Genomic DNA, 24141 nt, shown 5'->3' on the forward strand with positions numbered 1-24141 from the left:
TAGATTATATTAATGCGCAGTAACACTTCCACCATTTTTATCTTTTACATTTTCAGCATTCTCCACCATAGTCCATGTAACCCAACTGGTACTTGCCCATTGAATTTTACCCTTTGCTGCACCATCAGAGTTATCTATAGTTTTATCTAACATATCAGCAACTTCATCTGAGTTACTTACTCCATTTAATGATATTTCTAACACTAAGTTATTTTTACCACTAACTTTTCTATAATCTAATTGATAATTATATTGACTCTCTTCAGCTCCGGAATTGAAAGGATTTGTAGGCCATTTTTCTAAATAAGGACCATTCCATCCATTAACCCCTGTTATGCTGTTATCACTTGGACTTGTTAAGTAGCACTCCTTATTTGTTTGCCCAATATTAATTATACGAGGCCATTCACCTGTATCTCCATAGTAATGCAATGTTGCTGCTTCCACTGCCTTACAGTCTCCAACCAGCCTGCTAACTTTACTTTTTTCAATTGCTTTAAAAGCATTTGGTGCGACTACCGCTGCTAGTATTGCTATTATTGCTATTACTACTAACAATTCCACCAATGTAAATCCTTTTTTTATTTTAATCTTATTTAACATAATTGCCCCCCAATTTAAATTATCCCAGTTACTTAGCTTAGATTTATTTACATATTCAAAAATTAGTGCATTAAAATTAATGCACTAACTTTCAACTAATATACTTTAAGTACTTTAGAATTAAACTTTTTCGTATGTTAGCTTTATAGCCGCCTTACCTTTACTTGCAAACTTAGAATCCGTAATCACTACCTCTTACCAAAAGCAATAATACCTCGCCATTTTGTTGCCCATCTTCATCAGTCCCCTCGGCTATTAAAGCTTTTTCTGCTTCTGTAGGAACTTTTGAAGCAGTGTCATTGGCGCTCAAGGCTGTTATGCCTATATATACACCAGAGCTAACCGTCTTTCCATTTCTATTTTGATTACTTTGCCATAGATTCCAGTCATATTTACCTCCCCAAGGGGTCTTATCTGGCCATTTATCAAGATATGGACCATTCCAGTTATTCGTGATGGCGTCTTTCTGATTTGTGCTCAAACCTGAATTAGCTAATGCACCATCCTTAGTCATAAACCCTGGATCAATCCCTCTATTTACATCAGGTGGAAAGAACCCCATATCTGAATAGTAAGCTAACGCTGCAGATCTAAGAGCTTTAGCATCTGACTTAGCTCTGGATATCTTTGATTTTTCAATAGCCTTAAAGGCATTAGGCGCTACCACCGCCGCTAGTATAGCTATTATAGCAATCACCACTAACAATTCTACTAAAGTAAATCCTTTTTTATTATACATACTAAATTTCATAATTCCCCTCTTACTGCTTACTTATAAACCAACATTAACTTAACACAACTTGAACTAAGTTAAACGAATGTTAAAAAACTAAGATTTAGTTTTAATACTATTGTTCAGAAATGACTAAATATACTGTAGTTCCTGATGATCTTACAATACCTGTAGTATTAGTTGAGCTTCCACCGTCTAAATCAGCTTCTAATTTTAGTACAGCTGCACTATTCACATTTTCTAACTTTAATGATTTTGTACTACTAGTTAATCCATACGTAGAGGTTCCATCAGCACCACTAACAAAATTATAGTCTCCTCCCCAAGGATCTGTACTCTTCCACTTCTCCATATATGGGCCATTCCAACCTGGGAACCCTGTTGGATCGGTTACGAATCCACTTACAGCGGCACTATTACCTGGCCAACTACCAGTATCTGAATAAAAACTTAATGCTGCTGTCTTAACTGCCCTAAAATCAGACTCTGCTGCTGATACCTTACTCTTTTCAATTGCCTTAAAGGCATTTGGTGCTACCACTGCTGCTAGTATTGCTATTATTGCTATAACTACTAATAATTCTACCAATGTGAAACCTTTTTTTACAGCTTGTTTCATTTTCAATAAAACCCCTTCCTTTCAATAAGAACTTATTTATTATTTATGTAATAAAGATTTTACTGCTAAAATCTCTATTTCCTAATTAAGCAGTTACTAAAATAATTATCGTAAAATATTTTTTATTCATTAGCTATTACTTATTGGAAACTTTGCACTATGTTTACATACCAACAATAAACACTATTAATCATAAAGCATGTTACTTTACTCTCCCAACAATGGAATCACTAAAAGTTAGTAATTAAGTTTATTATATTATTATATTCTTAATAATATATAAACAGGCATGTCCTTAAAACTAATTGTAAAAATTACCATTTTACATTAAAATAAAACCCTATATCCATAAAACTATTACGAATATAGGGGTCGGTTGCATCACTTACTCCATACATGCAAGATGCCCAAATAAAGCATGTACTTCTTTGTTTCCCTTAAACTACTATTTATAATATACTAAATTTATTTTATCATCCATATATTATTAATTCAATATAAATTTACAATTACTGTAATATTAAATTGAAATATTGAGTATAGTCATAAAAATAATGTATCAATAAAATTATAAATACTTTTAACCATGGTATCATAAGTGTCAACAAAAGCCACTAGTAAAATAGTTCTGAAAATGCATTTAATTAATTTGTATTAGTTCTTGACGAAGCATATATAGAAAATAATAAATTTTTTTATTGTCTGAGCGTTAGCGAGTTTAAAAAAATTTATTATTTTCTACATATGCAAGTCTTAGAACTAAACAAATTAATTAACAGCATCGAAGAGCTGTTTTACTAGTGGCTTTTGTTCTATGCTCTTTACAAAGCTAAAAACGCCATGTGCAAAACACATGACGTTTTAATTTAACCTGACTAACTTGTCGTAGACCTCCCACGCACTCTGTAAAAGCGATTTGCACCAAATCAAAGACTTGGGTTCTCTGCTTTTCTTTAAGCGGGAGATCAACGCCAAGTAAGCCATGCATTCGCAGCTCTAAAATTCAGATGGGGTAAAAGAACCCCCATCTGAATTAAGATCTTGCTTCAATCTTAGTACATTCCGTCCATACCCATTCCTGGAGCCCCTGGCATTGGAGCAGCATTCTTTTCTGGAATATCAACTACTGCAGCTTCAGTAGTTAAGAATGTTGCAGCTACTGATGCAGCATTTTGAAGTGCTGATCTTGTAACCTTAGTTGGATCAACGATACCAACTTTTAACATGTTTACATATTTATCATGTAAAGCATCATATCCTACTCCAACTTCACTGTTTCTAACTTTATCAATTATTACTGAACCTTCAACACCAGCATTTGTAGCTATTTGTCTTACTGGTTCTTCTAAAGCCTTTCTGATTATATCAATACCAACTTTGATATCTATAACGTCAGAAGTTAACTCAGATACTTGTGGAATTACGTTAATGTAAGCTGTTCCACCACCAGCAACTATACCTTCTTCAACAGCTGCTTTTGTAGCTGCTAAAGCATCTTCTATTCTTAATTTTTTCTCTTTTAATTCAGTTTCAGTTGCAGCTCCAACTTTAACTACAGCTACTCCTCCTGCAAGCTTTGCAAGTCTTTCTTGTAGTTTTTCTCTATCAAATTCAGATGTAGTATCTTCTATTTGTCTCTTTATCTGAGCTACTCTGTCATGAATTTCGTCCTTGTTACCTTTTCCATTTACTATTGTAGTATTCTCTTTTGAAACCTTAACTGAATCTGCTCTTCCAAGCATTTCTATTGTAGTATCTTTTAAGTCTCTTCCCAATTCTTCTGAAATTACTTGACCGCCAGTAAGTATAGCTATATCTTGAAGCATTTCTTTTCTTCTGTCACCAAATCCTGGAGCCTTTACTCCTATACAAGTAAATGTTCCTCTTAATTTGTTAAGAACTAAAGTAGGTAATGCTTCCCCTTCTATATCTTCAGCGATTATTAATAACTTTCTACCTTGTTGAACTATTTGCTCAAGTACTGGTAATATATCTTGAATATTTGATATTTTCTTATCTGTAATTAAGATATAGGCATCATCTATTACAGCTTCCATCTTTTCTGTATCTGTTACCATGTATGCACTTACATATCCTCTATCAAATTGCATACCTTCAACAACATCAAGTTCAGTTCCCATGGATTTTGATTCTTCAACGGTGATAACACCTTCGTTACCTACCTTTTCCATAGCATCTGATATAAGCTTACCAATTTCTTCGTCACCAGCTGAGTTTGCAGCAACTCTAGCTATATCTTCTTTTCCTTCAACAGGTCTTGAATTCTTTTTTATTTCTTCAACTGCTTTTTCTACAGCCATTTTTATACCTTGTCTTATAAGCATTGGATTAGCTCCAGCTGTAACATTTTTTAATCCTTCTCTTATAATTGCTTGTGCAAGTAATGTAGCTGTAGTTGTTCCATCTCCCGCTACATCATTTGTCTTTGTTGCAACTTCTTTAACTAATTGAGCTCCCATATTTTCATATGGATCTTCTAATTCTATTTCTCTTGCTATTGTAACACCATCATTTGTTATAAGTGGTGAACCAAATTTCTTATCTAATACAACGTTTCTTCCCTTTGGTCCTAGTGTAACTTTAACAGTATTAGCAAGTCTATCTACACCTGCCTGCATTGATCTTCTAGCTTCTTCGCTAAATAAAATACTCTTTGCCATTAGAAAACCTCCTCTAAATCCTTATGTTATTACACGATATTTTACTATTCAACTACTGCTAATATATCATCTTGTTTTAAGATAGTGTATTCTTCACCATCTATTTTCACTTCTGTTCCAGCATATTTGGAGAATAGAACTTTGTCTGAAACCTTAACTTCCATTTTGATTTCTTTACCGTCAATTACTCCTCCTGGTCCTACTGCTACAACTTCAGCCTCTTGTGGCTTCTCCTTAGCAGTTCCTGCTAATAAAATTCCACTCTTTGTAGTTTCCTCTGCTTCAATTCTTTTGATAACTACTCTGTCTCCAAGTGGTCTAATTCTCATTTAAACCCCTCCTTAAAATTACTTAATATATTTATTTTAATTTATTTATTATACTTTTCTTGTTAGCACTCATTACTCTTGAGTGCTAATACAATTATTATATTAATGAATTATATTTACATTATCAAATTCGGATTTCATACTTAATGTATTGTTTAAACTGAAATAACTCAATTTATTGTGCTCTAAGTATATTTCTCTCCGTATTTCTAACAATTACACTAATATAATATTTATTTAGTACTTTTTTACACAAAAACACACTTTTATATTATTATCTATTTATGTGGATAAAATACAATAAAAATAAACTTTTTATTCTAAAATTTTTTAAAAGGAATGATCTTGAAGATGAAAAACACTATTAAATTTGTATTAACTATCTTTATGACAATATTTATTACTATGCTTTCCGTTAAGATTACTTTGAACTTTAGATCTATTTATTATCTTGACATAACTAACCTAAATATAGAAAAATACACACCCTTAAATAGAGAGCAAATGAAATCTACTTATGATTATCTAATAGACTATGTAAATAACGCTAACTCAAAGGAGTTTAAAATTCCTTTACTTCCATCCTCAAAACAGGGTATTATCCATTTTGAAGAAGTTAGGAATTTATTTATGAAGCTTAACTATTTGTTCTACTTGTCCATTTTATTTATTATATACGGAATATACTATATGAAAAAGGAAAAAGACTTTTCTCCTTTAAATTGGTGTTCTTATCTTCTTTTGTTTGGATGCTTATTCCTTGGCATAGTATTTAGCATAAATTTTGATAAGTCTTTTACATTCTTTCACAAATTATTTTTTAACAATGACTATTGGCTTTTTGATCCTAAGATAGATCCTGTTATTAACATTCTGCCACAAGAATTCTTTTTTCACTGTGCTATACTTATTGTAACATTAATAGTATTAAGTAGTTTATCACTTAGGATTATATTTAAAAAGTTAAGTTTTACTCGATAAACTTATAAACAGAGTTCTTAAATTAAGAATCGAGAGTTGACAATCAATCTTCTTTGCCAATTCTCGATTATCCACAATATTATTCTTCATCATTTGTGGGTGTATCTCTAACTATACTTCTTATTATTTTTTCTCCCTTAAATACTCCTAAAATAAATAACAATATGGCAAGAATAGCAATGGTAATAAGTACGCCATGATTTTTAGTGTCTATCTTTGCTCCAAAATATGCAGACATAACAATCCCTGGAATCCTTCCAAGTGTTGAATATATGATAAAATTTTTGAAGGTTATGTCAGATATTCCACATATGTAAGCTAAAACATCTTTAGGTATACCCGGAATTAGGTATAATAAAAACACCACATAGTTTACACTTCCCATTTTTAGTACTCTTTCAAAAAACTTCAAGTCTTTTTTGGATATTATTTTATTTATTAAAGGTTTCCCATAAAACTTGGATATACTATACACAACCATACTTCCAGTTGTAATACCTAAAAGGGATAGAAGGCTTCCCAAAGCAGTTCCATAAATATACCCACCTGCAATTTGAATAACTTCTCCTGGAATAAAAAATGCAACTACTTGAAGAATTTGAAGAATAAAAAAAGCCAAAACACTATAATCTCCATAAGACATAATTATATGTTTTACTTTTCCCGGACTCTTAAGTATATAGAAATATTTGTGATAGTATTCATAAGCTATAAAAATTAAAATAACGAAAGTAATTCCAAGAACCAAATGTGCCTTGTATTCATGTAATTTACTTCGAAATTCTTCTACAAATTTTTTCCCCATATTTTCACCTTAACTCTCAAATCATTTGATAATTATATTTCTTAATATAGTATCAACTGAATCCCTTAAAGTAAACATGTAAATTAACTTTATATATAAAATCTCTAAATTTATCCGATGATTACTCGCTCTAATATTCTACTATACAAAAAGGCAGTCTTTAGATTGAATTTAATCTAAAGACTGCCTGCTTTTAAATTATCTTTCTAAATTTACACCTTCAAATTTATTTAAGTTATCATTTGAAAGCACAGACTTTTTAGGAGATTGTCCGCTAAATTTATTAAGCTGTGGCTTTGATTTCATAATAGAAACCATTGTAGCTGGTCCTCCTATACATCCACCTTCACACATCATACCTTCTATAAAGTTTCCTTGAAGTCTTCCTGATTTAGCCATTGTCATAGCTTTCTTTATTTCGTCCATGCCGCTAACTTTAACAGGATTAAATTCTACTCCTACACCTTTTTCACTTACATAATTTTGTATAGCTGCAGTTAACCCACCGCCTTGAGCAAAACCTCTTCCAAATACAGAAGCATCATCTATAGCTATATCTTCACAATTTTCAGGATCTATTTCAAAAGCTGCCATCATAGCTGATATTTCTTCAAAAGTTAAAACATAATCTATTGCATCTTGTAATGTAGGTCTTAAAATTTCACTTTTCTTAGCTGTACATGGTCCTACGAAAACAACTAATGCATCTTTATCAAATTTTTTAATCATTCTTCCTGCTGCAATCATTGGAGATACTGTACCTGAAATTCTCTCCGCTTGATCTGGGAATTTCTTTTCTATATAATTCATAAATCCTGGACATCATGAGTTGGCCATATATTTATCTCCGCTCTCCATTCTCTCAACAAATTCATCACTTTCATGAACAGTTACAGCATCTGCTCCACAAGCTGCCTCAACCATATCCTCAAAACCTAATTTTTTAAAGGCATCTTTAACTTGTCCAACTGTTACCTTTGGTCCAAATTGTCCAGTTATTGCTGGAGCTACCACTGCATATACTTTTTTATTATTTACCAATGTCCTAGTAACCTCAGTGATATAGCTTCTATCTGATACTGCTCCGAATGGGCAACCCGCCATACATGCTCCACAATTTATACAATCTTCATTGTTTATTACTGCTATCTTATTTTCAGGATTAATATCTAGTGCCCCTGTAGGACAAGATCTCTTACAAGGTCTCATTACCTCTGCAACAGCATTATATGGGCATGCTTTCTTACACATTCCACACTCTTTACAAAGTTCTTGATTTATATAAGCTCTTCCAGCTACTCTAGCTACAGCATTTGCTGGACATACTTCCATACACTTATGTTCTATACAACCCCTACAAGCTTCTGTTACAGTATATTTATCTATAGGACATTTATCACAAGCTGCTTCTAATATAAACACCATTTGATTTTTATCTTCAATTTCAGTTAACTTTGAATTTATACCATTATTTGGAGAATAACCTGATGCGAGAACTGCTCTTTCATACACAATTGCTCTTTCCTTATAAACACAGCATCTATACTCAGCCTTGTCCCCTTCGATTATATTGTAAGGAATCTTTTCTAATTCCTCTTTATTTAATCTATTTTCCTTAGTCAAAGTGGCCACTTCTTTTAACACTAAATGTTTAAGTTTTTTTAATTGAGTTTCAAAAGTTATCATTTTGTTTCTCCCTTCAGTTACTAAATAATCTATTAATTCATATTAAAGTACTACTAAATATCAAATTAGCAAGTACCGTCAATTTCCATCTTAATCACATTCTATCGATAGACATTTTTTTCACATAACACTAACTTTGTCGATACATAGAAAAAACTTAGAACTATATTAGTTTTATAATACAGTTCTAAATTATTGCTCATATTACTTTCTTATACATTATAACAGATTATTATTTTAAATGTAACAGCTTTTTATTGGTAAAATAATTTAGCAAAATTCTGCAAAATCAAACAATATTTATTCGACATTTATATTATTTTCCCTTGCATAATAAAATAAATATTGCTGAGCAAATCCTGATAACTCTTCAAACTTATTTACTCCAAAATCTCTTATCTTCTTTAGCGAAACATCTGGGGCTAAATAAAAATGCTGCATAGCTCTTTTCACCCATACATCTACAGGAAATGCTAAATATTTCTGCATTGAAAAGAGCATTATACAATCAGCTACCTTTGGGCCTATTCCCATAAACTTCTGTAATTCTTTATGACAGACATCATCTTTCTGTGATTTAATCCACTGAATATCATAAGTTTCGTCATATCCTTCTTTAGCAGCTATCTTATTAGAATATATCTTATTAACAGTATCTCTAATATACTTAGCTCTAAATCCAGTTCCGCATTTTTCAAGCTCTTCTTCTGATGCTTCACTTAGTTTTTCTATACTTGGAAAAGTATAATATTTGTTTCCCTTATACTCTAACTCTTCTCCCCACTGAGCGCTTATCCTTTCAATAGCTCTTCTTATCATTGGTATTCTATTGTTTGAAGATATTATAAAGGATACAATAAGTTCAAAAGGATCTTGTTTTAAAAGTCTTATCCCGCAGCCAAATTGTACTGCCTCTTTTAAAAGCGGATCTTCACTTAAGACTTTTTTTATCTCACTATAATCTCTCTTTAAATCCAAATAGTCTTCCCATATGCTTTCAAATTCCTGAACAGTAGTATTGTATAAAAATACATCACTACCTCTCTTTTCAACCTCTATAACCTTTCCAAAAGCAACACCTATGTAATTCCCATTCTCCTGCCTATGCCACCTAAAACACTGACCGCAATCAAATATATGCCCAAGCTCAAAACTTTCTACACCTTTTACTAACACTCCATCTTCAAAACGTTCTACAGTTTTAAAATCCATTTAACATCAACTCCTTTTAACCTATGTCTAACTGCTCTAATACCACATCTACTTTAATTTTTTGTTCCTTTGTATACAGAATAGTATGTTTATAGATAACTAAACTAGAAATTTGACTTATCCGAAGAGGCATAATACCAATTTGAAGGTAGATTTAAATATTTTTTTAGTAGTCTTAGCGAAGGATTTATGAAAAGCTTAGAATCTTAGATTGTTTGAGTGTAGCGAGTTTTCTAAGATTCTTGGTTTTTCATTAATCCTGAGCTTTAGACTACTTAAAAGTATTTAACGTACTGAAAATTGGTATTATGTTTCGGAGGATAAGTCAACTTTCGGTATTATTTATCTACACTCTCACTTTTCTCTCTTATAACAATATCATCTAATACCTCTGCTGCAGCATAAATTATTCCACTACATCTTACATCATCATTTCTGTACATTTCTTTTAAAGACTTACAATTACTACTTTGAAGCTTTTCCTCAAACTTTTTAAAAAACTCTTGGGAAAGTAGCTTTATATAATCACTTTCATGGGCTCTTTCCTTTGTAAAAATAATACCCAAAATAGCTAAGGCTCCAGTTGCTGCACCACATGTGCTTTCAATACCCATTCCCCCGCCAAAGGCTGCCATCGTCTTTAATGTATTCTTATCTAAATTTAAACCATACTCCTCATTAGCAGCATAAGCCATAGTCTCAGCACAATTTAAATCATACTCCTCACTGTAATACTTTTTAACTTTATCTAATAACATACTATATCACCCCTTATTATCTTATATTTTCATAAATTATACACTATTACACTAATTTTTTCTATTTAAAAAGACTGCATTAAGCTTCAACTTAACACAGTCTTTTTATGAGATTATTGTTTACTTAAGAATTCATCTATAGCTGCAGCAGCCTTTTTACCTGCTCCCATAGCAAGTATTACTGTAGCTGCTCCTGTTACAGCATCTCCGCCAGCATAAACTGCTTGTTTCGAAGTTAATCCTGTTTCCTCTTGCGCTACTATGCACTTATGTTTATTTATTTCTAATCCTTTTGTAGTAGATGATATTAGTGGATTTGGTGATGTTCCAAGGGACATAATAACTGTATCTACATCCATTATGAACTCTGAACCTTCAACTACAACAGGTTTTCTTCTTCCTGAGGCATCTGGCTCTCCAAGCTCCATTCTTACACATTTCATTCCTTTAACCCAACCATTTTCGTCTCCAATGATTTCTGTTGGATTTGTAAGTACATCCATTATTACGCCTTCTTCTTTTGCATGGTGTACTTCTTCAACTCTTGCTGGAAGTTCTGCTTCTGATCTTCTATAAACTATATGAACTTCTGCTCCAAGTCTTAATGCAGTTCTAGCAGCATCCATTGCAACGTTTCCGCCGCCGACTACTGCTACCTTTGTACCTACTCTTATAGGCGTATCAAAGTCATCTTTAAATGCCTTCATTAGGTTGTTTCTTGTTAAGAATTCATTTGCTGAAGATACTCCATTTAAGTTTTCTCCTGGTATTCCCATAAACTTAGGAAGACCTGCACCTGAACCTATAAATATAGCATCAAAGCCTTCTTCTTCCATAAGTTGATCTATTGTAACTGTTCTTCCTACAATTACGTTGGTTTCTATTTTAACACCAAGTTTCTTAACGTTTTCAACTTCGTGTTTAACTACAGTATCCTTCGGAAGTCTAAACTCTGGTATTCCGTAAACTAAAACTCCACCTGCCTCATGTAATGCTTCAAATATAGTTACATCGTAACCAAGCTTAGCCAAGTCTCCTGCACAAGTTAGTCCTGCAGGACCACTTCCTATAACTGCTACTTTCTTTCCATTGCTTGGCTTTCTTTCTGATAGGTCTACATTATTTTCTCTTGACCAGTCAGCAACAAATCTTTCAAGCTTACCTATTGCGACAGCTTCACCTTTTATACCTAGAACACATACTCCCTCACATTGACTCTCTTGCGGACATACTCTTCCACATACTGCTGGAAGTGCACTAGATTTTGCTATAACTTTTGCTGCTTCTTCGAAATTTCCTTCCTTAACCCTTTGTATAAATTCTGGTATATATATACTTACAGGGCAATCTCCTACACACTTAGGATTTTTGCAATTTAAGCATCTAGCAGCTTCCTGCATAGCTTCTTCTTTTGTGTAGCCCAAGCAAACTTCTTCAAAGTTAGTAGCTCTTACCTTTGCATCTTGTTCTTGTATTGGCGTTCTCTTCATTCTATCCATTACTTGTCACCTCCGCAATCGCAACCTTCTCTGTCGTGAGTTGTTCCTTCTTCTTTTCTTAAAAGTTTTCTTCCTTCTTCAGTTTTATACATAGCTTGTCTTCTCATGGATTCATCAAAATTTACTAAGTGTCCATCAAATTCTGGACCATCTACACATGCAAATTTAACTTCTCCACCTACAGTTACTCTACAAGCTCCACACATACCTGTGCCATCTACCATTATTGGATTTAAGCTTACTATAGTATGTATTCCATATTCTTTTGTAAGTTTAGCTACAAATTTCATCATGATCATAGGTCCTATAGCAATAACTTCATCATATTTCTTGCCTTCATTGTCTATAAGTTCCTTTAATAAATTTGTAACTAGTCCTTTATATCCATAACTTCCATCATCTGTTGCAACATATAAGTTGCCGCAGACTGCTTTCATTTCTTCTTCAAGTAGTACATATTCTTTTGATTTAGCTCCAACTATAACATCTACAGATACACCATGCTCATGAAGCCATTTAACTTGTGGATATACTGGTGCTGCACCAACTCCACCTGCTATGAATATCATCTTCTTGTTCTTTAATTCTTCTAAATCTTCATGTACAAATTCTGAAGGTTGTCCAAGTGGTCCTACAAAGTCTGCAAATGTGTCGCCTACTTCATATTTTGCCATCTTTTGTGTCGAACCTCCAAGTGTTTGATATACAATAGTTACTGAACCTCTTTCTGCGTCATAATCACAGATTGTAAGAGGTACTCTTTCCCCTTTTTCATCAGTTTTCACTATAACAAATTGTCCTGGTAAACAAGACTTAGCAACTCTTTTAGCTTCTATATCCATTAAAAAGATATTAGGAGCGAGCTCTCTCTTACTTAAAATTTTATACATTTTACTTTATCCCCCCGTATGTTTGTTAATGCATAATCACTCTTCAACCCTATCCTAATTATACCACAATAAAATAAAAATTGAATAACTAATCAGCATATTATATAAATTTTTAATAATATACAATAATTAATAAATAACACAGCTTAAAATGTATAATTAAATCAGTAAGTAATAGTTGTAGTTTGACATATACTTACAAAAAATAAATAAAAATGATTGAAGCATTACACTTCAATCATTTTTATTTATCCTATACTTTTTATTTATTCTATACCATTTAGTAGGCATATTAATGTTAATAGGCTGTCACTTAGATGAACATTTTCCACTTTTACATCATCAGGAACTACCAGATCCACTGGAGCAAAGTTCCATATACCTTTGATCCCATTATTTACAAAAGTATCACAAATCTTTTGTGCATTTGTACTTGGAACACATATTATACCAATATCTGCTGGACGTTCTTTTAGATAGTCTCCTAAATAATCTATATCTTTTATTTCTATATCTCTTATTCTAAGTCCTATAAGCTTTGGATTTATATCAAATATAGCTTGTAAACTAAATCCTAACTTTTCAAACTTTGTATAATTTGCAATAGCCTGACCTAAATTTCCTCCTCCGACTATTACTGTTTTATATTCTTTTGTCAATCCTAAGATATTACTTATTTGATTATAAAGATCTCCTACATTATATCCATAGCCTTGTTGGCCAAAATCTCCAAAGCAGTTTAGATCTTGTCTTATTTGTGATGCTGTAAATCCTATTTTTTCACTCAATTCCTTAGAAGATATTCTATCTACGTCATTTTTCATTAAGTCTCCTAAATATCTATGATACTTAGGTAATCTTTTTATAACAGCCATTGAAATATTTTTTTTCTTATCCATACCGCACCTCTTATTAATATATTAATATGTTATCATTGCACTTCAATAAATTTATTTGTTTATATTTTATCACTTTATAACATTCTTGTCTCACTTTTTATAGTATTATTTAATTATATAATATGTCAATAACATATTTTTTATTATTCTTTATATTTTCATATAGTTAAAAGCTTATTCCATAATTTTCATTCAACTTTTAACATTATTTAGCTAACTTTTGTAACTTTTTGTTTTACATGATTCGTGAAATTTATATCAATTGCTTTCTCCATACTTCTTGGTTTTAACTATAAATTATTAAATTTTACTACAAAAAATTCTTTTTACATAGTAAAATATTAATGATTAAGGAAGGTGAAACTCATGATAATTTTAAGTTGTAAAGATGTTAAAAAGAGCTATGGAATAGATGTAATACTGGAAGATGTAACCTTTAACATAAATGAAGGAGAAAAAGTAGGATTAATAGGTCCAAATGGTGCAGGAAAATCCACTCTTTTTAAAATTATTACCCGTCAATTAGACTATGATAGCGGTGATTTATTTATAGATAAAAACAAAACCTTGGGGTATTTAGCCCAGCATTTATCCCTCGATTTCTCTAACACCATATATGATGAACTGCTTACTGTCTTTGAGGATTTATTAAACTTAGAAAGTAAATTAAATAAATTAGAGCAATTAATGAACGAACCCTATAATCCAGAAAAAGAAGAATATCACAACAAGGTAATCAAGGACTATACTGCTTTTTCTGAACTCTATACAAATAGAGGCGGATATACTTATAAAGCTGAAATCAGCAGGGTACTAAAGGGACTTGGATTTACAGAAGATGATTATAATAAACCAATAGATATATTAAGTGGTGGTCAAAAAACTAGAGTTGCATTATGTAAGCTTCTTTTAACTAAACCAGATATTCTTCTTCTGGATGAGCCTACAAACCATTTAGACTTAGATGCAATTGAATGGCTTGAAGAATATCTAAAGACTTATAAAGGTTCAATTATTATCATCTCTCACGATAGATATTTTTTAGATGCAATTACTAATAAAACAATTGAACTTATAAATGGTCATATAAACTGTTATAATGGCAACTATACTGCCCACTTAGACTTAAAGCAAAAAAATTACGAAATACAACTAAAAGCTTTTAATATACAACAGGCAGAACTCAAAAGACAAGAAGAAATAATTGAAAGATATAAATCTTTTAATAGAGAAAAAAGTGTAAAGGCTGCAGAAAGTAGACAAAAAGCTTTGGATAAGATTGAAAGAATAAAAGCTCCAGATAAAGAAAAAAAAATCAAAAATGTAATATTTGAAACACAGATTAAAAGTGGTAATGACGTTTTACATGTAGAAAACTTAAGTAAAAGCTATGGTGAAAAAGTTTTATTCAATAATCTATATATGGATATCAAAAAAGGAGAAAAAACTGCCCTTATAGGGGAAAATGGCCGTGGTAAAACGACATTATTTAAAATAATAATGGATGAAATCGAACCTAATTCCGGTATAAACGTTCTTGGTAAAAATGTTTTTATAGGATATTATGATCAGGAACAATCTAATTTAGATTCTGAAAAAACAGTAATTGATGAAGTGTGGGATGACTTTCCCGAACTCACCACGACTGAAATTAGAAATGCCTTAGCCTCTTTCCTTTTTATTGGAGATGATGTATTTAAGAACATATCAACTTTAAGTGGGGGCGAAAAATGTAGAGTTAACCTTTTAAAGCTTATTCTCTCTAAGTCTAACTTTCTGTTGCTTGATGAGCCTACAAACCATTTAGATATAATGTCTCGTGAGGCCCTAGAAGATGCAATTTTAGGATATGATGGTACTGTACTTGTTATATCTCATGATAGATATTTTTTAAATAAGGTTATTCAAAAAATTTATGAACTTGGGGAATCTGGAGTTAAAGAATATTTGGGCAACTATAGCTATTTCCTAGAGAAGAAGAAAAACCCATTCAGATTTCAGGATGAGGAAGAAAATGCAGGTAAAAGCAAAACTCAAATACAAAATGAAAAAAAGAAAAAAAGAGAATTAGAAAAAGTTGAGAAGGATAAAAAACTAAGAGTTAAAAACATAGAAACAGAAATTTCAAATTTAGAAAAACTTATGCTCGATCTGCAGAGTGAACTTTGCTTGGAGGAAGTATACTCCAATCCTGAAAAAAGCGAAAATATAAATAAACAACTTCTTGAATCGCAAGCTAAATTAGACGAGTTTTATGAAGAGTGGGAAAATCTGATATAATTTAAGAGCTAAGAATTATTGTATAATTCTTAGCTCTTAAGTGCTTGTCCACAATAGGGGCAAAAGAAAAAATTTTGATCTTTTTCTTCGAATTTATGACCACAATAAGGGCAAAATAAGAATATATTAGGTTTAATGTTTTTATATTTATTCGCACTACTGTTTTTAACATTCAATCTTTGAATAATTTCACTTACATCTTCATCTAATGGTTTATTGATATTAACCTTGGATATAGTTTTATCTAAAATTTCAGACAATCTACTCCTATTTATTGGCGTATGAATAACTTCATCCACCTTACTATATGAAAAATCTTCAAGCCTTAGTGAATCGCAGGAAGAAAGTAAGCAAATAATCTCGGGATGTGCTATCTTTACATGAGACACAATTTTGTCCCCTGTGGTATCTTTCATTATTAAGTTAACTATAACTATATCAGGTTCGAATACCTTTATCTGAAGAAAAACATTATACTCATTAGTTACTTGTACACTATATCCGATATCACTTAAATAGTCCTTCATTATCAAACTCTCGAATTTACAATCATTTACAATAAGTACTTTTTTCATGGTTTCACCACCATATAACAATCTAATATAATCTGATTTTACCCCATAAATTATTGTTTTTCAACTAATTTTATCTATATTTAGCTAACATATCAATATAAGAACAACAGTTGTTATAACTTAACCGTTTAAGTACTTTAGCTAATAAATTACTTTCTATACTTACCTATCTTTTCATCCATAGTAACGCCATCTGGTTTATAATCTATTTTCACTACCGACACTACCCTTGCAGCCCCGTTATCTACACATATTTGTTGAGCCTTTTTAACTATTTCTAAGAGTTTATCTAAATCTCCTTCCATAGTAGTTTCCATTGGGCCAACTTCATATTTTACACCAGTAGAATCTATATATTCTATAACCTTATCTACCACTCCATATATATCTTTCTCTTCAACAACAGGTAGCACCTGCAAACTAACATTAGCCAACATCATATTATCTTCCTCCTTAGAATATATTTAAATTTATAGCTTATCTTTTAGAAACTCTCCTAGCTTACTATCTATGTCTGAAATGTGAGTAACAAATCCCTCTGCAAAAAATTCATTTGCCTCAGCTAATTTTGTAAAAGGTATATAATTTCCTTTAAAAGCACTGTCAAGCATTTGTAATTTGCGCATAAAAATATTATGTCTCTCTCTATGAGCTTCATAATCAGGATAACTATACCTAATCATGTAACTTTCTTCTGATTGAAAATGTTGTTCCAAAGAATCTTTTAGTATCTTAAATGTACTAAGTATTTTATCTTTACCATTCAAATCCATACATGCATTACGAAATTCTTCAACGATTTTAAAAATTTTTTTGTGTTGCTCATCAATTTCATCAACGTGTATTAATAGCCTATCCGTGAACAAATTTACCATTATTTTAACCTTCCTCCAATCTGAAAAGCTATAGATATGAACTTATATTATCCTGATTAAAATTTACTGTCAACAATATTTAAATTTGAAGTAACTCTTTTAATTTTTTCACGTTATTTCTACTTATTGGTACTTCCGTCTGTTGATAATCATTCATTACTAATTTATATGTTCCATTAAACCAAGAGTATAATTCTTTAATATTATCCATATTTACAAGATAGCTTCTATGAGCTCTAAAGAATTCAGTTTTCTCTTCTATTTGATGTAAGGTATATCCTACAAGATAACTATCTTCTTTTGTTTTAACGTAGGTTTTATCATCCTCTATATAACAAAAATATACATCTCTTATATCTACTAATATAATTTTACCATTTCTTTCACAAGGTATTTTCTTTAATAGCCTCTCCGCTTTATCGAATTTATTAATTATTTCATTTATAATATTAGGTAACTTATCTTCATCAGTCTTTTTGATATTCCACTTGTCAACTAATCTGTCAATTGTAACTCCTATTCTTTTTTCATCAAAAGGCTTTAGAATATAATCTAACGCAGCTACTTCAAAAGCTTTTAGTGCATATTCTTCATATGCTGTAACAAAAATCACTTCAATAGATGAATCAAACTCCTTGACTTCTTCAGCAAGTTTCATTCCATTTTGAAGTGGCATATTAATGTCTAAAAACACAACATCTGGCTTTTTTTGTTTAACAAGCTCCATCCCCGCTTCTCCATCATGTGCCATTGCCTCTACTTTTATAAAATCATACTGTGATATTATAAATTTCAGCTCTTCAGCTGCCGGTATCTCATCTTCAACAATAATGCAACTCAGTTTATTAATCACTTAATTATACCCCCTTTGGTATGAAAAAACTAACCTTTGTTCCTTTATTTAAGCATGTAGTAATATTTAATTCATGCCTATCCCCATATAATAACTTTAGTCTTTCATTTACATTCTTAAGTCCTATACCTGGCCACCTATTAATAACTTCCTTTAACTTCTCTTCTTCCATTCCTACTCCTGTATCTTCGATAGAAATTAATATTTCTTTTTCTCCATATGATGCCCTAAGAAATACACTTCCACCTTCCGGCTTTGGCAGTATACCATGCTTAATAGAATTCTCAATAATTGGTTGTAATGTAAATGCTGGCACCTTATTACTCATCATTTCTTCAGGTATATCAACAATCAATTTTAGTCTTTCACCAAATCTAGCTTTTTCTATAGATAAATACGATTGGACAAAGTCCAATTCATCTTTTAGCGAAACAAAGTCTTCCTGTCTTTTTAAAGTTTGTCTGAAATAATTAGATAGATTAATAATAAGCTCCCTTGCTTTAACAGGGTTCGTCCTACAAAAAGATGCAATTGTATTTAATGCATTAAATAAGAAATGCGGCTCAATTTGTGCTCTTAAAGCCTTAAATTCTGCTATGGATGCTTCCTCTGCTAACTTATTCAATTTATATAATTCTATTTGTGTAGACATTAATTCACTCAATGCTTTAGCAAATTCCCAAAAATATAAATCAACACTTTTTTCTGATTTTACTTTTAACCCAATTAGCCCCTCAAACTTGGTGTTAGATACAAGAAATGGTATACAAACAAAACAATTTGTCTCTTTGTTACTTACAAACTTAATTATTGTGTATTCAGGAGCCTTATAATAAACTTCTAAATTCTTTTTTAATTCACCTTCGTCTATTTCTTCTCCAAAATAAGTTAAAAAACCTTTCTTATCCCCTATAAATACACCATCAATATCTGATATTTCATAAATAATTTCTGCTACACTTTTGGCTGTATCTTTGTTTAAGCCTTTTCTCATGTGACTCATAGTGCGTTTTGCAATGTTAAGTGCCTTTTGCGCTTGAATAGCTCCAATCCTATTATATTCATTTTTAGCATTTTGTATTATATTTATGAAAATTGCTACTCCAAAAGAATTTATAATAATCATAGGAAGCCCTATTATACTCACCAATTTTATTACATGTTCGAATGGTCTAGAAAAAATTAAAAGTATTATCATTTGAAAAGCTTCTGCGATTACCGCACCTAGAAAAGCACTTCTCGCACTAAAAGCACCATCCTTGGAATATTTTCTAGCTAAAGCTCCAGTACTCCCCTCTACTATAGCAGCTATACCGCAAGCTAAAGCTGTATATCCACCTAACAAATATCTATGTGTTCCCCCGATTAATCCAACAATTATTCCTACAATCGGTCCCCCTACATATCCAGCCACGATTGCTCCTATTGGTCTTGTATTTGCTATAGCATAAGGCTCCAAACTAATACCTGTATATGTTCCTATTATAGATAGCAAACTAAAGAATATAACCATCCCTACCTTATCTGTAATAGTCAATTCGTCTTTAATTAAGTTTTTAAATATATGTGATTGATTATATATATATGCAGCTAATGCGATTAAAGCCATTCGCTCCAGTAATTGTACATATAGCATCTTACTCCCCCCTTAAATAAGTATACGATATCATATTACTTTAAACCAAAGCATCATTGCAACAATGTAAAATTGGAAATCTAAAATATTTAACTTATTTCTTAGTTTCAATAGTCAATATTTACTATAATAACACATTAAAATAAAAATATTAAAACAATTTCATCTATTCATGCTAATTAAGGTTTAATTTCTACTATTCATTGTCTTTTTTTATCCTTTTACCATGTTTATATTGGTAATTTAAAAACAAAGTAGTATTATGTTTGTGAAATCGTTTTTAAATCATTTATCAACCAACAAAATAATATTTTAGAGGAGGAAGATTTCATGAACTCTATTGTTTTAGTTATCATAGCTGCTCTCGTGTTAACATTAGGTTACAGATTCTATGGCGCATTTATTGCAGCAAAAGTACTAGCACTTGACGAAACTAGACAGGTTCCATCAAAAGCACATGAGGATGGTCGTGATTATGTACCAACTAATAAGTGGGTGTTGCTTGGTCACCATTTTGCGGCAATTGCAGGTGCTGGCCCACTAATAGGTCCAGTTCTTGCAGCCCAATATGGCTATCTACCAGGAACTCTTTGGATATTAATCGGTGGTGTGGTTGCTGGTGCAGTGCATGATATGATATTACTATTTGCATCGGTTAGACACGATGGACAATCTATTGCTGAAATCGCTAAAGCTAATTTAGGTAAAAGAATGGGCTTTATTACTTCCCTAGCTGTTATATTCATACTTATAATTACAATGGCTGGTCTTGGGCTACCAGTTGTTAACTCCCTATATAACAGTCCATGGGGTACGTTTACGGTAGGATTTACTATTCCAGTTGCAATGCTTATTGGTATATACTTAAAGTTTATACGACCTGGAAAAATAGGTGAAGCAACTATAATTGGTATGGCACTTGTTCTATTTGGTGTTATTGCAGGACCATATGTAGAGCATACAGCTCTTGCAAAACTCCTAACTTTTGATGCTAAACAACTTTCAATAATACTTGCAGTTTACGGATTCTGTGCAGCCGCTCTTCCTGTATGGCTGTTACTACTTCCAAGAGATTACCTAAGCACATACATGAAACTTGGTGTTATAGGTGCTCTTGCAGTTGGTATAATAATAGTAAGACCAACAGTACAAATGCCTGCTATTACCCAGTTTGTACATGGTGGTGGTCCAATAGTTCCAGGTAAAGTATTCCCATTCCTATTTATAACTATAGCTTGTGGTGCTTTATCAGGATTCCATGCTCTTATAAGCTCAGGTACAACTCCAAAACTTATTGCAAGCGAGAAAGATATTCTGCCAATAGGTTTTGGTTCAATGGTTATAGAATCATTTATAGCTTTAATGGCATTAATCGCTGCAACTTGTCTTCCAACAGCTGATTACTTTGCAATAAACTCAGCACCTGCTTTATTCGCTAAACTTCATATGATTCCTCAAGAGCTACCAATGCTTTCAAAAATGGTAGGTGAAAATTTGGCAGGAAGACCCGGTGGATCTGTTTCTCTTGCGGTAGGTATGTCATATATATTTTACAAAATTCCTGGACTTGAAGGACTTATGGCATATTGGTATCATTTTTGCATAATGTTTGAAGCATTATTTATCTTAACAACTATAGATTCCGGTACAAGAATAGGAAGATACTTACTACAAGATTTGTTTGGACAAGCATATAAACCACTTGCTAAAAAGGATTCTTGGTTTAACATAATATTCTTCAGTGCACTTATGTCTTTTACTTGGGGATATTTATTATACACAGGAAATATATCTACAATCTGGCCATTATTCGGTACAGCAAACCAAACCCTTGCAACTATAGCATTCGCTATAAGCACAACAGTTATAATTAAAATGGGAAAACAAAAGTATGCTCCTATTACTATAATTCCTATGACTTTTGTAGCAATAACCACCTTAACAGCTATTGTATCTAATATATTCTCAAACTACTTACCAAAACACCAAAACTTATTAGCAGCTCTTTCTACAGTATTAATTGTAATGATGGTTATAATTATTGCTGAAAGTGTTAAAGTTTGGATTAGAGAATTCAAAAAACAATCTTCAAACAATGCTAAAAGTAGTAATCAAGCTGTTTAATGTGTATAATAATTAATCAAAAGAGTACGTACAACGATACGTACTCTTTTTCATATTTCAGAGAAAATGCTAAACACCCCTCGCTTTATACCATTTACAACCTTATTCCGTTATTTAACCCAATAGATGTACTATATTTTCGTGTAAAATAATATTATTTATATTAAGAATTGTTAAAATCTTCTTAATAATTCACCGTTTTTTTATTTATTACTGAAATCAAAGGGGGGTTCTTAATGAATTCAATAGTACTTGTCATCATAGCTGCTCTTGTTCTAGTTATAGCATATAGAGTATACGGAGCTTTTATTGCAGCAAAAGTATTAGTTATTGATGAAACTAGAGAAGTTCCATCAAAAGTTCACGAAGATGGTCGTGATTATGTACCAACTAATAAATGGGTATTACTTGGTCACCACTTTGCAGCAATTGCTGGCGCTGGACCACTTATTGGACCAGTTCTTGCAGCACAATATGGTTATCTACCAGGAACACTTTGGATTTTAATCGGTGGTGTCTTCGCTGGTGCTGTTCATGATATGGTCTTATTATTCGCATCTGTTAGACATGATGGTCAATCGATTGCTGAAATTGCCAGAACGAATCTTGGAGCTAGAATGGGATTTGTTACTTCTATAGCGGTATTATTTATATTAATAATAGCAATGGCTGGACTTGGTTTGCCAGTTGTTAACTCACTTTATAACAGCCCTTGGGGTACTTTCACTGTAGGATTCACTATACCAGTTGCTATACTCATAGGTTTGTATTTAAAATTCTTAAGACCAGGTAAAATTGGCGAAGCTACTGTTATTGGTATGGCTCTTGTATTATTAGGCGTTATATTAGGACCATTCATTGGACATACAGCTTTAGCTCCATTTTTAACTTTTAATACTAAGCAAATGTCAATTATTCTTATGTTTTATGGGTTCTGTGCTGCTGCTCTTCCTGTATGGCTCTTATTACTTCCTAGAGACTATTTAAGTACTTACATGAAGCTTGGTGTTATTGGACTGCTAGCGGTAGGTATACTAATTGTTAGACCAACTGTTCAAATGCCTGCTATTACTCAATTTATACATGGCGGAGGACCAATCATTCCAGGTAAGATATTCCCATTCCTATTTATAACTATAGCCTGCGGTGCATTGTCAGGTTTCCACGCATTAGTAAGCTCTGGTACTACACCTAAGCTTATATCAAACGAAAAAGATATACTTCCAATTGGTTTTGGAGCTATGCTTTTAGAATGTTTCGTTGCTTTAATGGCATTAATTGCAGCAACTTGCCTCCCAACAGCTGACTACTTTGCAATAAACTCAGCACCTGCTGTATTTGCTAAACTTGGTATGACTCCTAGTGAACTACCTATGCTTTCAAAAATGGTAGGCGAAGAACTGGCAGGCAGGCCTGGTGGGGCAGTATCACTTGCTGTTGGTATGTCTTATGTATTTTACAAGATTCCTGGACTAGAACATTTAATGTCTTATTGGTATCACTTCTGTATAATGTTTGAAGCATTATTTATTTTAACAACTATAGATGCAGGTACAAGAATAGGAAGATACCTACTTCAGGACTTATGTGGTAAGTTCTATAAACCTTTTAACAACAAAGATTCAGTATTTAACATGATACTTTTTAGTGCATTAATATCATTAAGCTGGGGCTATCTATTATATACTGGTAATGTATCAACGATTTGGCCATTATTCGGTACAGCAAATCAAATGCTTGCAGCAATAGCCTTTGCAGTAGGTACAACATTTATTATAAGAAAGAGTAAACCTAAGTACGCTATAATTACAATAATACCTATGATAGCTATAACTATAATAACTATAACTGCTGCATTACAAAATATATTCGGAAACTATCTACCACAAGGTAAGATGCTACTTGCAATACTATCCTTCGTTTTAATAATCATGGTTCTATTTATAATAATAGAAAGTGCAAGGGCATGGGTAAAAGACTTGAAGAATATGGATTCATCACAAGGTAAAACAGTTTAGATGTAATTTCGAAAGTTGACTTATCCGCCAAGATAAGCCAACTTTCTAGCTTAACTCTCTATGAAAAAACAATCCACAGTGTGAA

Annotated in this window: 20 protein-coding genes, 1 pseudogene and 1 riboswitch; of the genes and pseudogenes, 4 read left to right on the forward strand and 17 right to left on the reverse strand. The window is 32.0% G+C overall.

Annotated elements, in window-relative coordinates; translation table 11 throughout:
- Nucleotides 1-9: 9 nt before the first annotated feature.
- The 5 genes from AC0N0V_RS21700 to groES all read right to left on the reverse strand — a co-directional run bounded on the left by AC0N0V_RS21700 (nucleotide 10) and on the right by groES (nucleotide 4965).
- Entirely contained in the window at nucleotides 10-603 is a 594-nt protein-coding gene (locus AC0N0V_RS21700) for a prepilin-type N-terminal cleavage/methylation domain-containing protein (protein ID WP_474460966.1), read from the reverse strand.
- 172 nt (nucleotides 604-775) lie between these two features.
- Nucleotides 776-1354 carry a prepilin-type N-terminal cleavage/methylation domain-containing protein gene (locus AC0N0V_RS21705; protein WP_474460968.1) on the reverse strand — a complete coding sequence of 193 codons (579 nt, stop codon included), beginning with the start codon at nucleotides 1352-1354 and terminating at the stop codon, nucleotides 776-778.
- Nucleotides 1355-1451: 97 nt separating this feature from the next.
- Nucleotides 1452-1955, reverse strand: a complete 504-nt coding sequence (locus AC0N0V_RS21710) for a type II secretion system protein GspG (protein WP_474460969.1) — start codon at nucleotides 1953-1955, stop codon at nucleotides 1452-1454.
- Nucleotides 1956-2316: 361 nt separating this feature from the next.
- Nucleotides 2317-2400: riboswitch (cyclic di-GMP riboswitch) on the reverse strand.
- A 607-nt stretch (nucleotides 2401-3007) separates the two neighbouring features.
- On the reverse strand, nucleotides 3008-4636 hold the full coding sequence (gene groL / locus AC0N0V_RS21715; RefSeq protein ID WP_474460970.1) for a chaperonin GroEL: 1629 nt from the start codon (nucleotides 4634-4636) through the stop codon (nucleotides 3008-3010).
- A 44-nt stretch (nucleotides 4637-4680) separates the two neighbouring features.
- A complete protein-coding gene (gene groES, locus AC0N0V_RS21720; RefSeq protein WP_474460971.1) occupies nucleotides 4681-4965 on the reverse strand; it encodes a co-chaperone GroES in 285 nt (94 codons plus the stop codon).
- 351 nt (nucleotides 4966-5316) lie between these two features.
- Between groES and AC0N0V_RS21725 the strand changes: the two genes are divergently transcribed.
- The gene (locus AC0N0V_RS21725; protein ID WP_474460972.1) at nucleotides 5317-5946 is read left to right on the forward strand and encodes a TIGR01906 family membrane protein; all 630 of its coding nucleotides are present in this window, start codon (nucleotides 5317-5319) and stop codon (nucleotides 5944-5946) included.
- 79 nt (nucleotides 5947-6025) lie between these two features.
- Here AC0N0V_RS21725 and AC0N0V_RS21730 read toward each other — a convergent pair whose 3' ends face one another.
- The 7 genes and pseudogenes from AC0N0V_RS21730 to AC0N0V_RS21760 all read right to left on the reverse strand — a co-directional run bounded on the left by AC0N0V_RS21730 (nucleotide 6026) and on the right by AC0N0V_RS21760 (nucleotide 13695).
- Nucleotides 6026-6751 (reverse strand): TVP38/TMEM64 family protein, encoded by a 726-nt coding sequence (locus AC0N0V_RS21730; protein WP_474460973.1) that lies wholly within the window; start codon nucleotides 6749-6751, stop codon nucleotides 6026-6028.
- 198 nt (nucleotides 6752-6949) lie between these two features.
- Nucleotides 6950-8437: pseudogene (locus AC0N0V_RS21735) on the reverse strand (4Fe-4S dicluster domain-containing protein).
- 300 nt (nucleotides 8438-8737) lie between these two features.
- Nucleotides 8738-9649, reverse strand: coding sequence for a DNA-3-methyladenine glycosylase family protein (locus AC0N0V_RS21740; RefSeq protein WP_474460974.1), 912 nt, complete (start codon nucleotides 9647-9649; stop codon nucleotides 8738-8740).
- A 338-nt stretch (nucleotides 9650-9987) separates the two neighbouring features.
- The gene (locus AC0N0V_RS21745; protein ID WP_474460975.1) at nucleotides 9988-10407 is read right to left on the reverse strand and encodes a C-GCAxxG-C-C family (seleno)protein; all 420 of its coding nucleotides are present in this window, start codon (nucleotides 10405-10407) and stop codon (nucleotides 9988-9990) included.
- A 113-nt stretch (nucleotides 10408-10520) separates the two neighbouring features.
- The gene (gene gltA / locus AC0N0V_RS21750; RefSeq protein ID WP_474460976.1) at nucleotides 10521-11906 is read right to left on the reverse strand and encodes an NADPH-dependent glutamate synthase; all 1386 of its coding nucleotides are present in this window, start codon (nucleotides 11904-11906) and stop codon (nucleotides 10521-10523) included.
- A complete protein-coding gene (locus tag AC0N0V_RS21755) occupies nucleotides 11906-12796 on the reverse strand; it encodes a sulfide/dihydroorotate dehydrogenase-like FAD/NAD-binding protein (protein WP_474460977.1) in 891 nt (296 codons plus the stop codon). Before AC0N0V_RS21755 ends, gltA begins: the two co-directional genes overlap by 1 nt.
- A gap of 266 nt (nucleotides 12797-13062) precedes the next feature.
- Entirely contained in the window at nucleotides 13063-13695 is a 633-nt protein-coding gene (locus AC0N0V_RS21760; protein WP_474460978.1) for a redox-sensing transcriptional repressor Rex, read from the reverse strand.
- A 366-nt stretch (nucleotides 13696-14061) separates the two neighbouring features.
- Here AC0N0V_RS21760 and abc-f point away from each other — a divergent pair, with 366 nt between their 5' ends.
- On the forward strand, nucleotides 14062-15975 hold the full coding sequence (gene abc-f, locus AC0N0V_RS21765) for a ribosomal protection-like ABC-F family protein (RefSeq protein WP_474460979.1): 1914 nt from the start codon (nucleotides 14062-14064) through the stop codon (nucleotides 15973-15975).
- 29 nt (nucleotides 15976-16004) lie between these two features.
- Here abc-f and AC0N0V_RS21770 read toward each other — a convergent pair whose 3' ends face one another.
- The 5 genes from AC0N0V_RS21770 to AC0N0V_RS21790 all read right to left on the reverse strand — a co-directional run bounded on the left by AC0N0V_RS21770 (nucleotide 16005) and on the right by AC0N0V_RS21790 (nucleotide 19914).
- A complete protein-coding gene (locus tag AC0N0V_RS21770; protein WP_474460980.1) occupies nucleotides 16005-16550 on the reverse strand; it encodes a response regulator in 546 nt (181 codons plus the stop codon).
- 149 nt (nucleotides 16551-16699) lie between these two features.
- Nucleotides 16700-16990 (reverse strand): thiamine-binding protein, encoded by a 291-nt coding sequence (locus tag AC0N0V_RS21775; protein WP_474460982.1) that lies wholly within the window; start codon nucleotides 16988-16990, stop codon nucleotides 16700-16702.
- Between the two features lie 30 nt (nucleotides 16991-17020).
- Nucleotides 17021-17425 (reverse strand): bacteriohemerythrin, encoded by a 405-nt coding sequence (locus AC0N0V_RS21780; RefSeq protein ID WP_474460983.1) that lies wholly within the window; start codon nucleotides 17423-17425, stop codon nucleotides 17021-17023.
- 79 nt (nucleotides 17426-17504) lie between these two features.
- Nucleotides 17505-18275, reverse strand: a complete 771-nt coding sequence (locus AC0N0V_RS21785) for a LytR/AlgR family response regulator transcription factor (protein WP_474464609.1) — start codon at nucleotides 18273-18275, stop codon at nucleotides 17505-17507.
- 7 nt (nucleotides 18276-18282) lie between these two features.
- Nucleotides 18283-19914, reverse strand: coding sequence for a LytS/YhcK type 5TM receptor domain-containing protein (locus AC0N0V_RS21790; protein ID WP_474460984.1), 1632 nt, complete (start codon nucleotides 19912-19914; stop codon nucleotides 18283-18285).
- Nucleotides 19915-20244: 330 nt separating this feature from the next.
- Between AC0N0V_RS21790 and AC0N0V_RS21795 the strand changes: the two genes are divergently transcribed.
- Together AC0N0V_RS21795 and AC0N0V_RS21800 are read left to right on the forward strand one after the other, a co-directional pair.
- Complete coding sequence (locus tag AC0N0V_RS21795) at nucleotides 20245-22038, forward strand: carbon starvation CstA family protein (RefSeq protein WP_474460985.1); 1794 nt, start codon at nucleotides 20245-20247, stop codon at nucleotides 22036-22038.
- A 236-nt stretch (nucleotides 22039-22274) separates the two neighbouring features.
- Nucleotides 22275-24056 (forward strand): carbon starvation CstA family protein, encoded by a 1782-nt coding sequence (locus tag AC0N0V_RS21800; protein ID WP_474460986.1) that lies wholly within the window; start codon nucleotides 22275-22277, stop codon nucleotides 24054-24056.
- Nucleotides 24057-24141 lie beyond the last annotated feature (85 nt).

This window comes from Clostridium sp. CS1-1, assembly GCF_056135525.1.

Coding starts and splice junctions, on each gene's coding strand:
- gltA (WP_474460976.1), bottom strand. CDS start 11,906: ATGGATAGAATGAAGAGAACGCCAATACAAGAACAAGATGCAAAGGTA.
- AC0N0V_RS21740 (WP_474460974.1), bottom strand. CDS start 9,649: ATGGATTTTAAAACTGTAGAACGTTTTGAAGATGGAGTGTTAGTAAAA.
- AC0N0V_RS21795 (WP_474460985.1), top strand. CDS start 20,245: ATGAACTCTATTGTTTTAGTTATCATAGCTGCTCTCGTGTTAACATTA.
- AC0N0V_RS21760 (WP_474460978.1), bottom strand. CDS start 13,695: ATGGATAAGAAAAAAAATATTTCAATGGCTGTTATAAAAAGATTACCT.
- AC0N0V_RS21780 (WP_474460983.1), bottom strand. CDS start 17,425: ATGGTAAATTTGTTCACGGATAGGCTATTAATACACGTTGATGAAATT.
- AC0N0V_RS21790 (WP_474460984.1), bottom strand. CDS start 19,914: ATGCTATATGTACAATTACTGGAGCGAATGGCTTTAATCGCATTAGCT.
- AC0N0V_RS21770 (WP_474460980.1), bottom strand. CDS start 16,550: ATGAAAAAAGTACTTATTGTAAATGATTGTAAATTCGAGAGTTTGATA.
- AC0N0V_RS21710 (WP_474460969.1), bottom strand. CDS start 1,955: ATGAAACAAGCTGTAAAAAAAGGTTTCACATTGGTAGAATTATTAGTA.
- groL (WP_474460970.1), bottom strand. CDS start 4,636: ATGGCAAAGAGTATTTTATTTAGCGAAGAAGCTAGAAGATCAATGCAG.
- abc-f (WP_474460979.1), top strand. CDS start 14,062: ATGATAATTTTAAGTTGTAAAGATGTTAAAAAGAGCTATGGAATAGAT.
- AC0N0V_RS21745 (WP_474460975.1), bottom strand. CDS start 10,407: ATGTTATTAGATAAAGTTAAAAAGTATTACAGTGAGGAGTATGATTTA.
- AC0N0V_RS21700 (WP_474460966.1), bottom strand. CDS start 603: ATGTTAAATAAGATTAAAATAAAAAAAGGATTTACATTGGTGGAATTG.
- groES (WP_474460971.1), bottom strand. CDS start 4,965: ATGAGAATTAGACCACTTGGAGACAGAGTAGTTATCAAAAGAATTGAA.
- AC0N0V_RS21730 (WP_474460973.1), bottom strand. CDS start 6,751: ATGGGGAAAAAATTTGTAGAAGAATTTCGAAGTAAATTACATGAATAC.
- AC0N0V_RS21775 (WP_474460982.1), bottom strand. CDS start 16,990: ATGATGTTGGCTAATGTTAGTTTGCAGGTGCTACCTGTTGTTGAAGAG.
- AC0N0V_RS21755 (WP_474460977.1), bottom strand. CDS start 12,796: ATGTATAAAATTTTAAGTAAGAGAGAGCTCGCTCCTAATATCTTTTTA.
- AC0N0V_RS21800 (WP_474460986.1), top strand. CDS start 22,275: ATGAATTCAATAGTACTTGTCATCATAGCTGCTCTTGTTCTAGTTATA.
- AC0N0V_RS21705 (WP_474460968.1), bottom strand. CDS start 1,354: ATGAAATTTAGTATGTATAATAAAAAAGGATTTACTTTAGTAGAATTG.
- AC0N0V_RS21725 (WP_474460972.1), top strand. CDS start 5,317: ATGAAAAACACTATTAAATTTGTATTAACTATCTTTATGACAATATTT.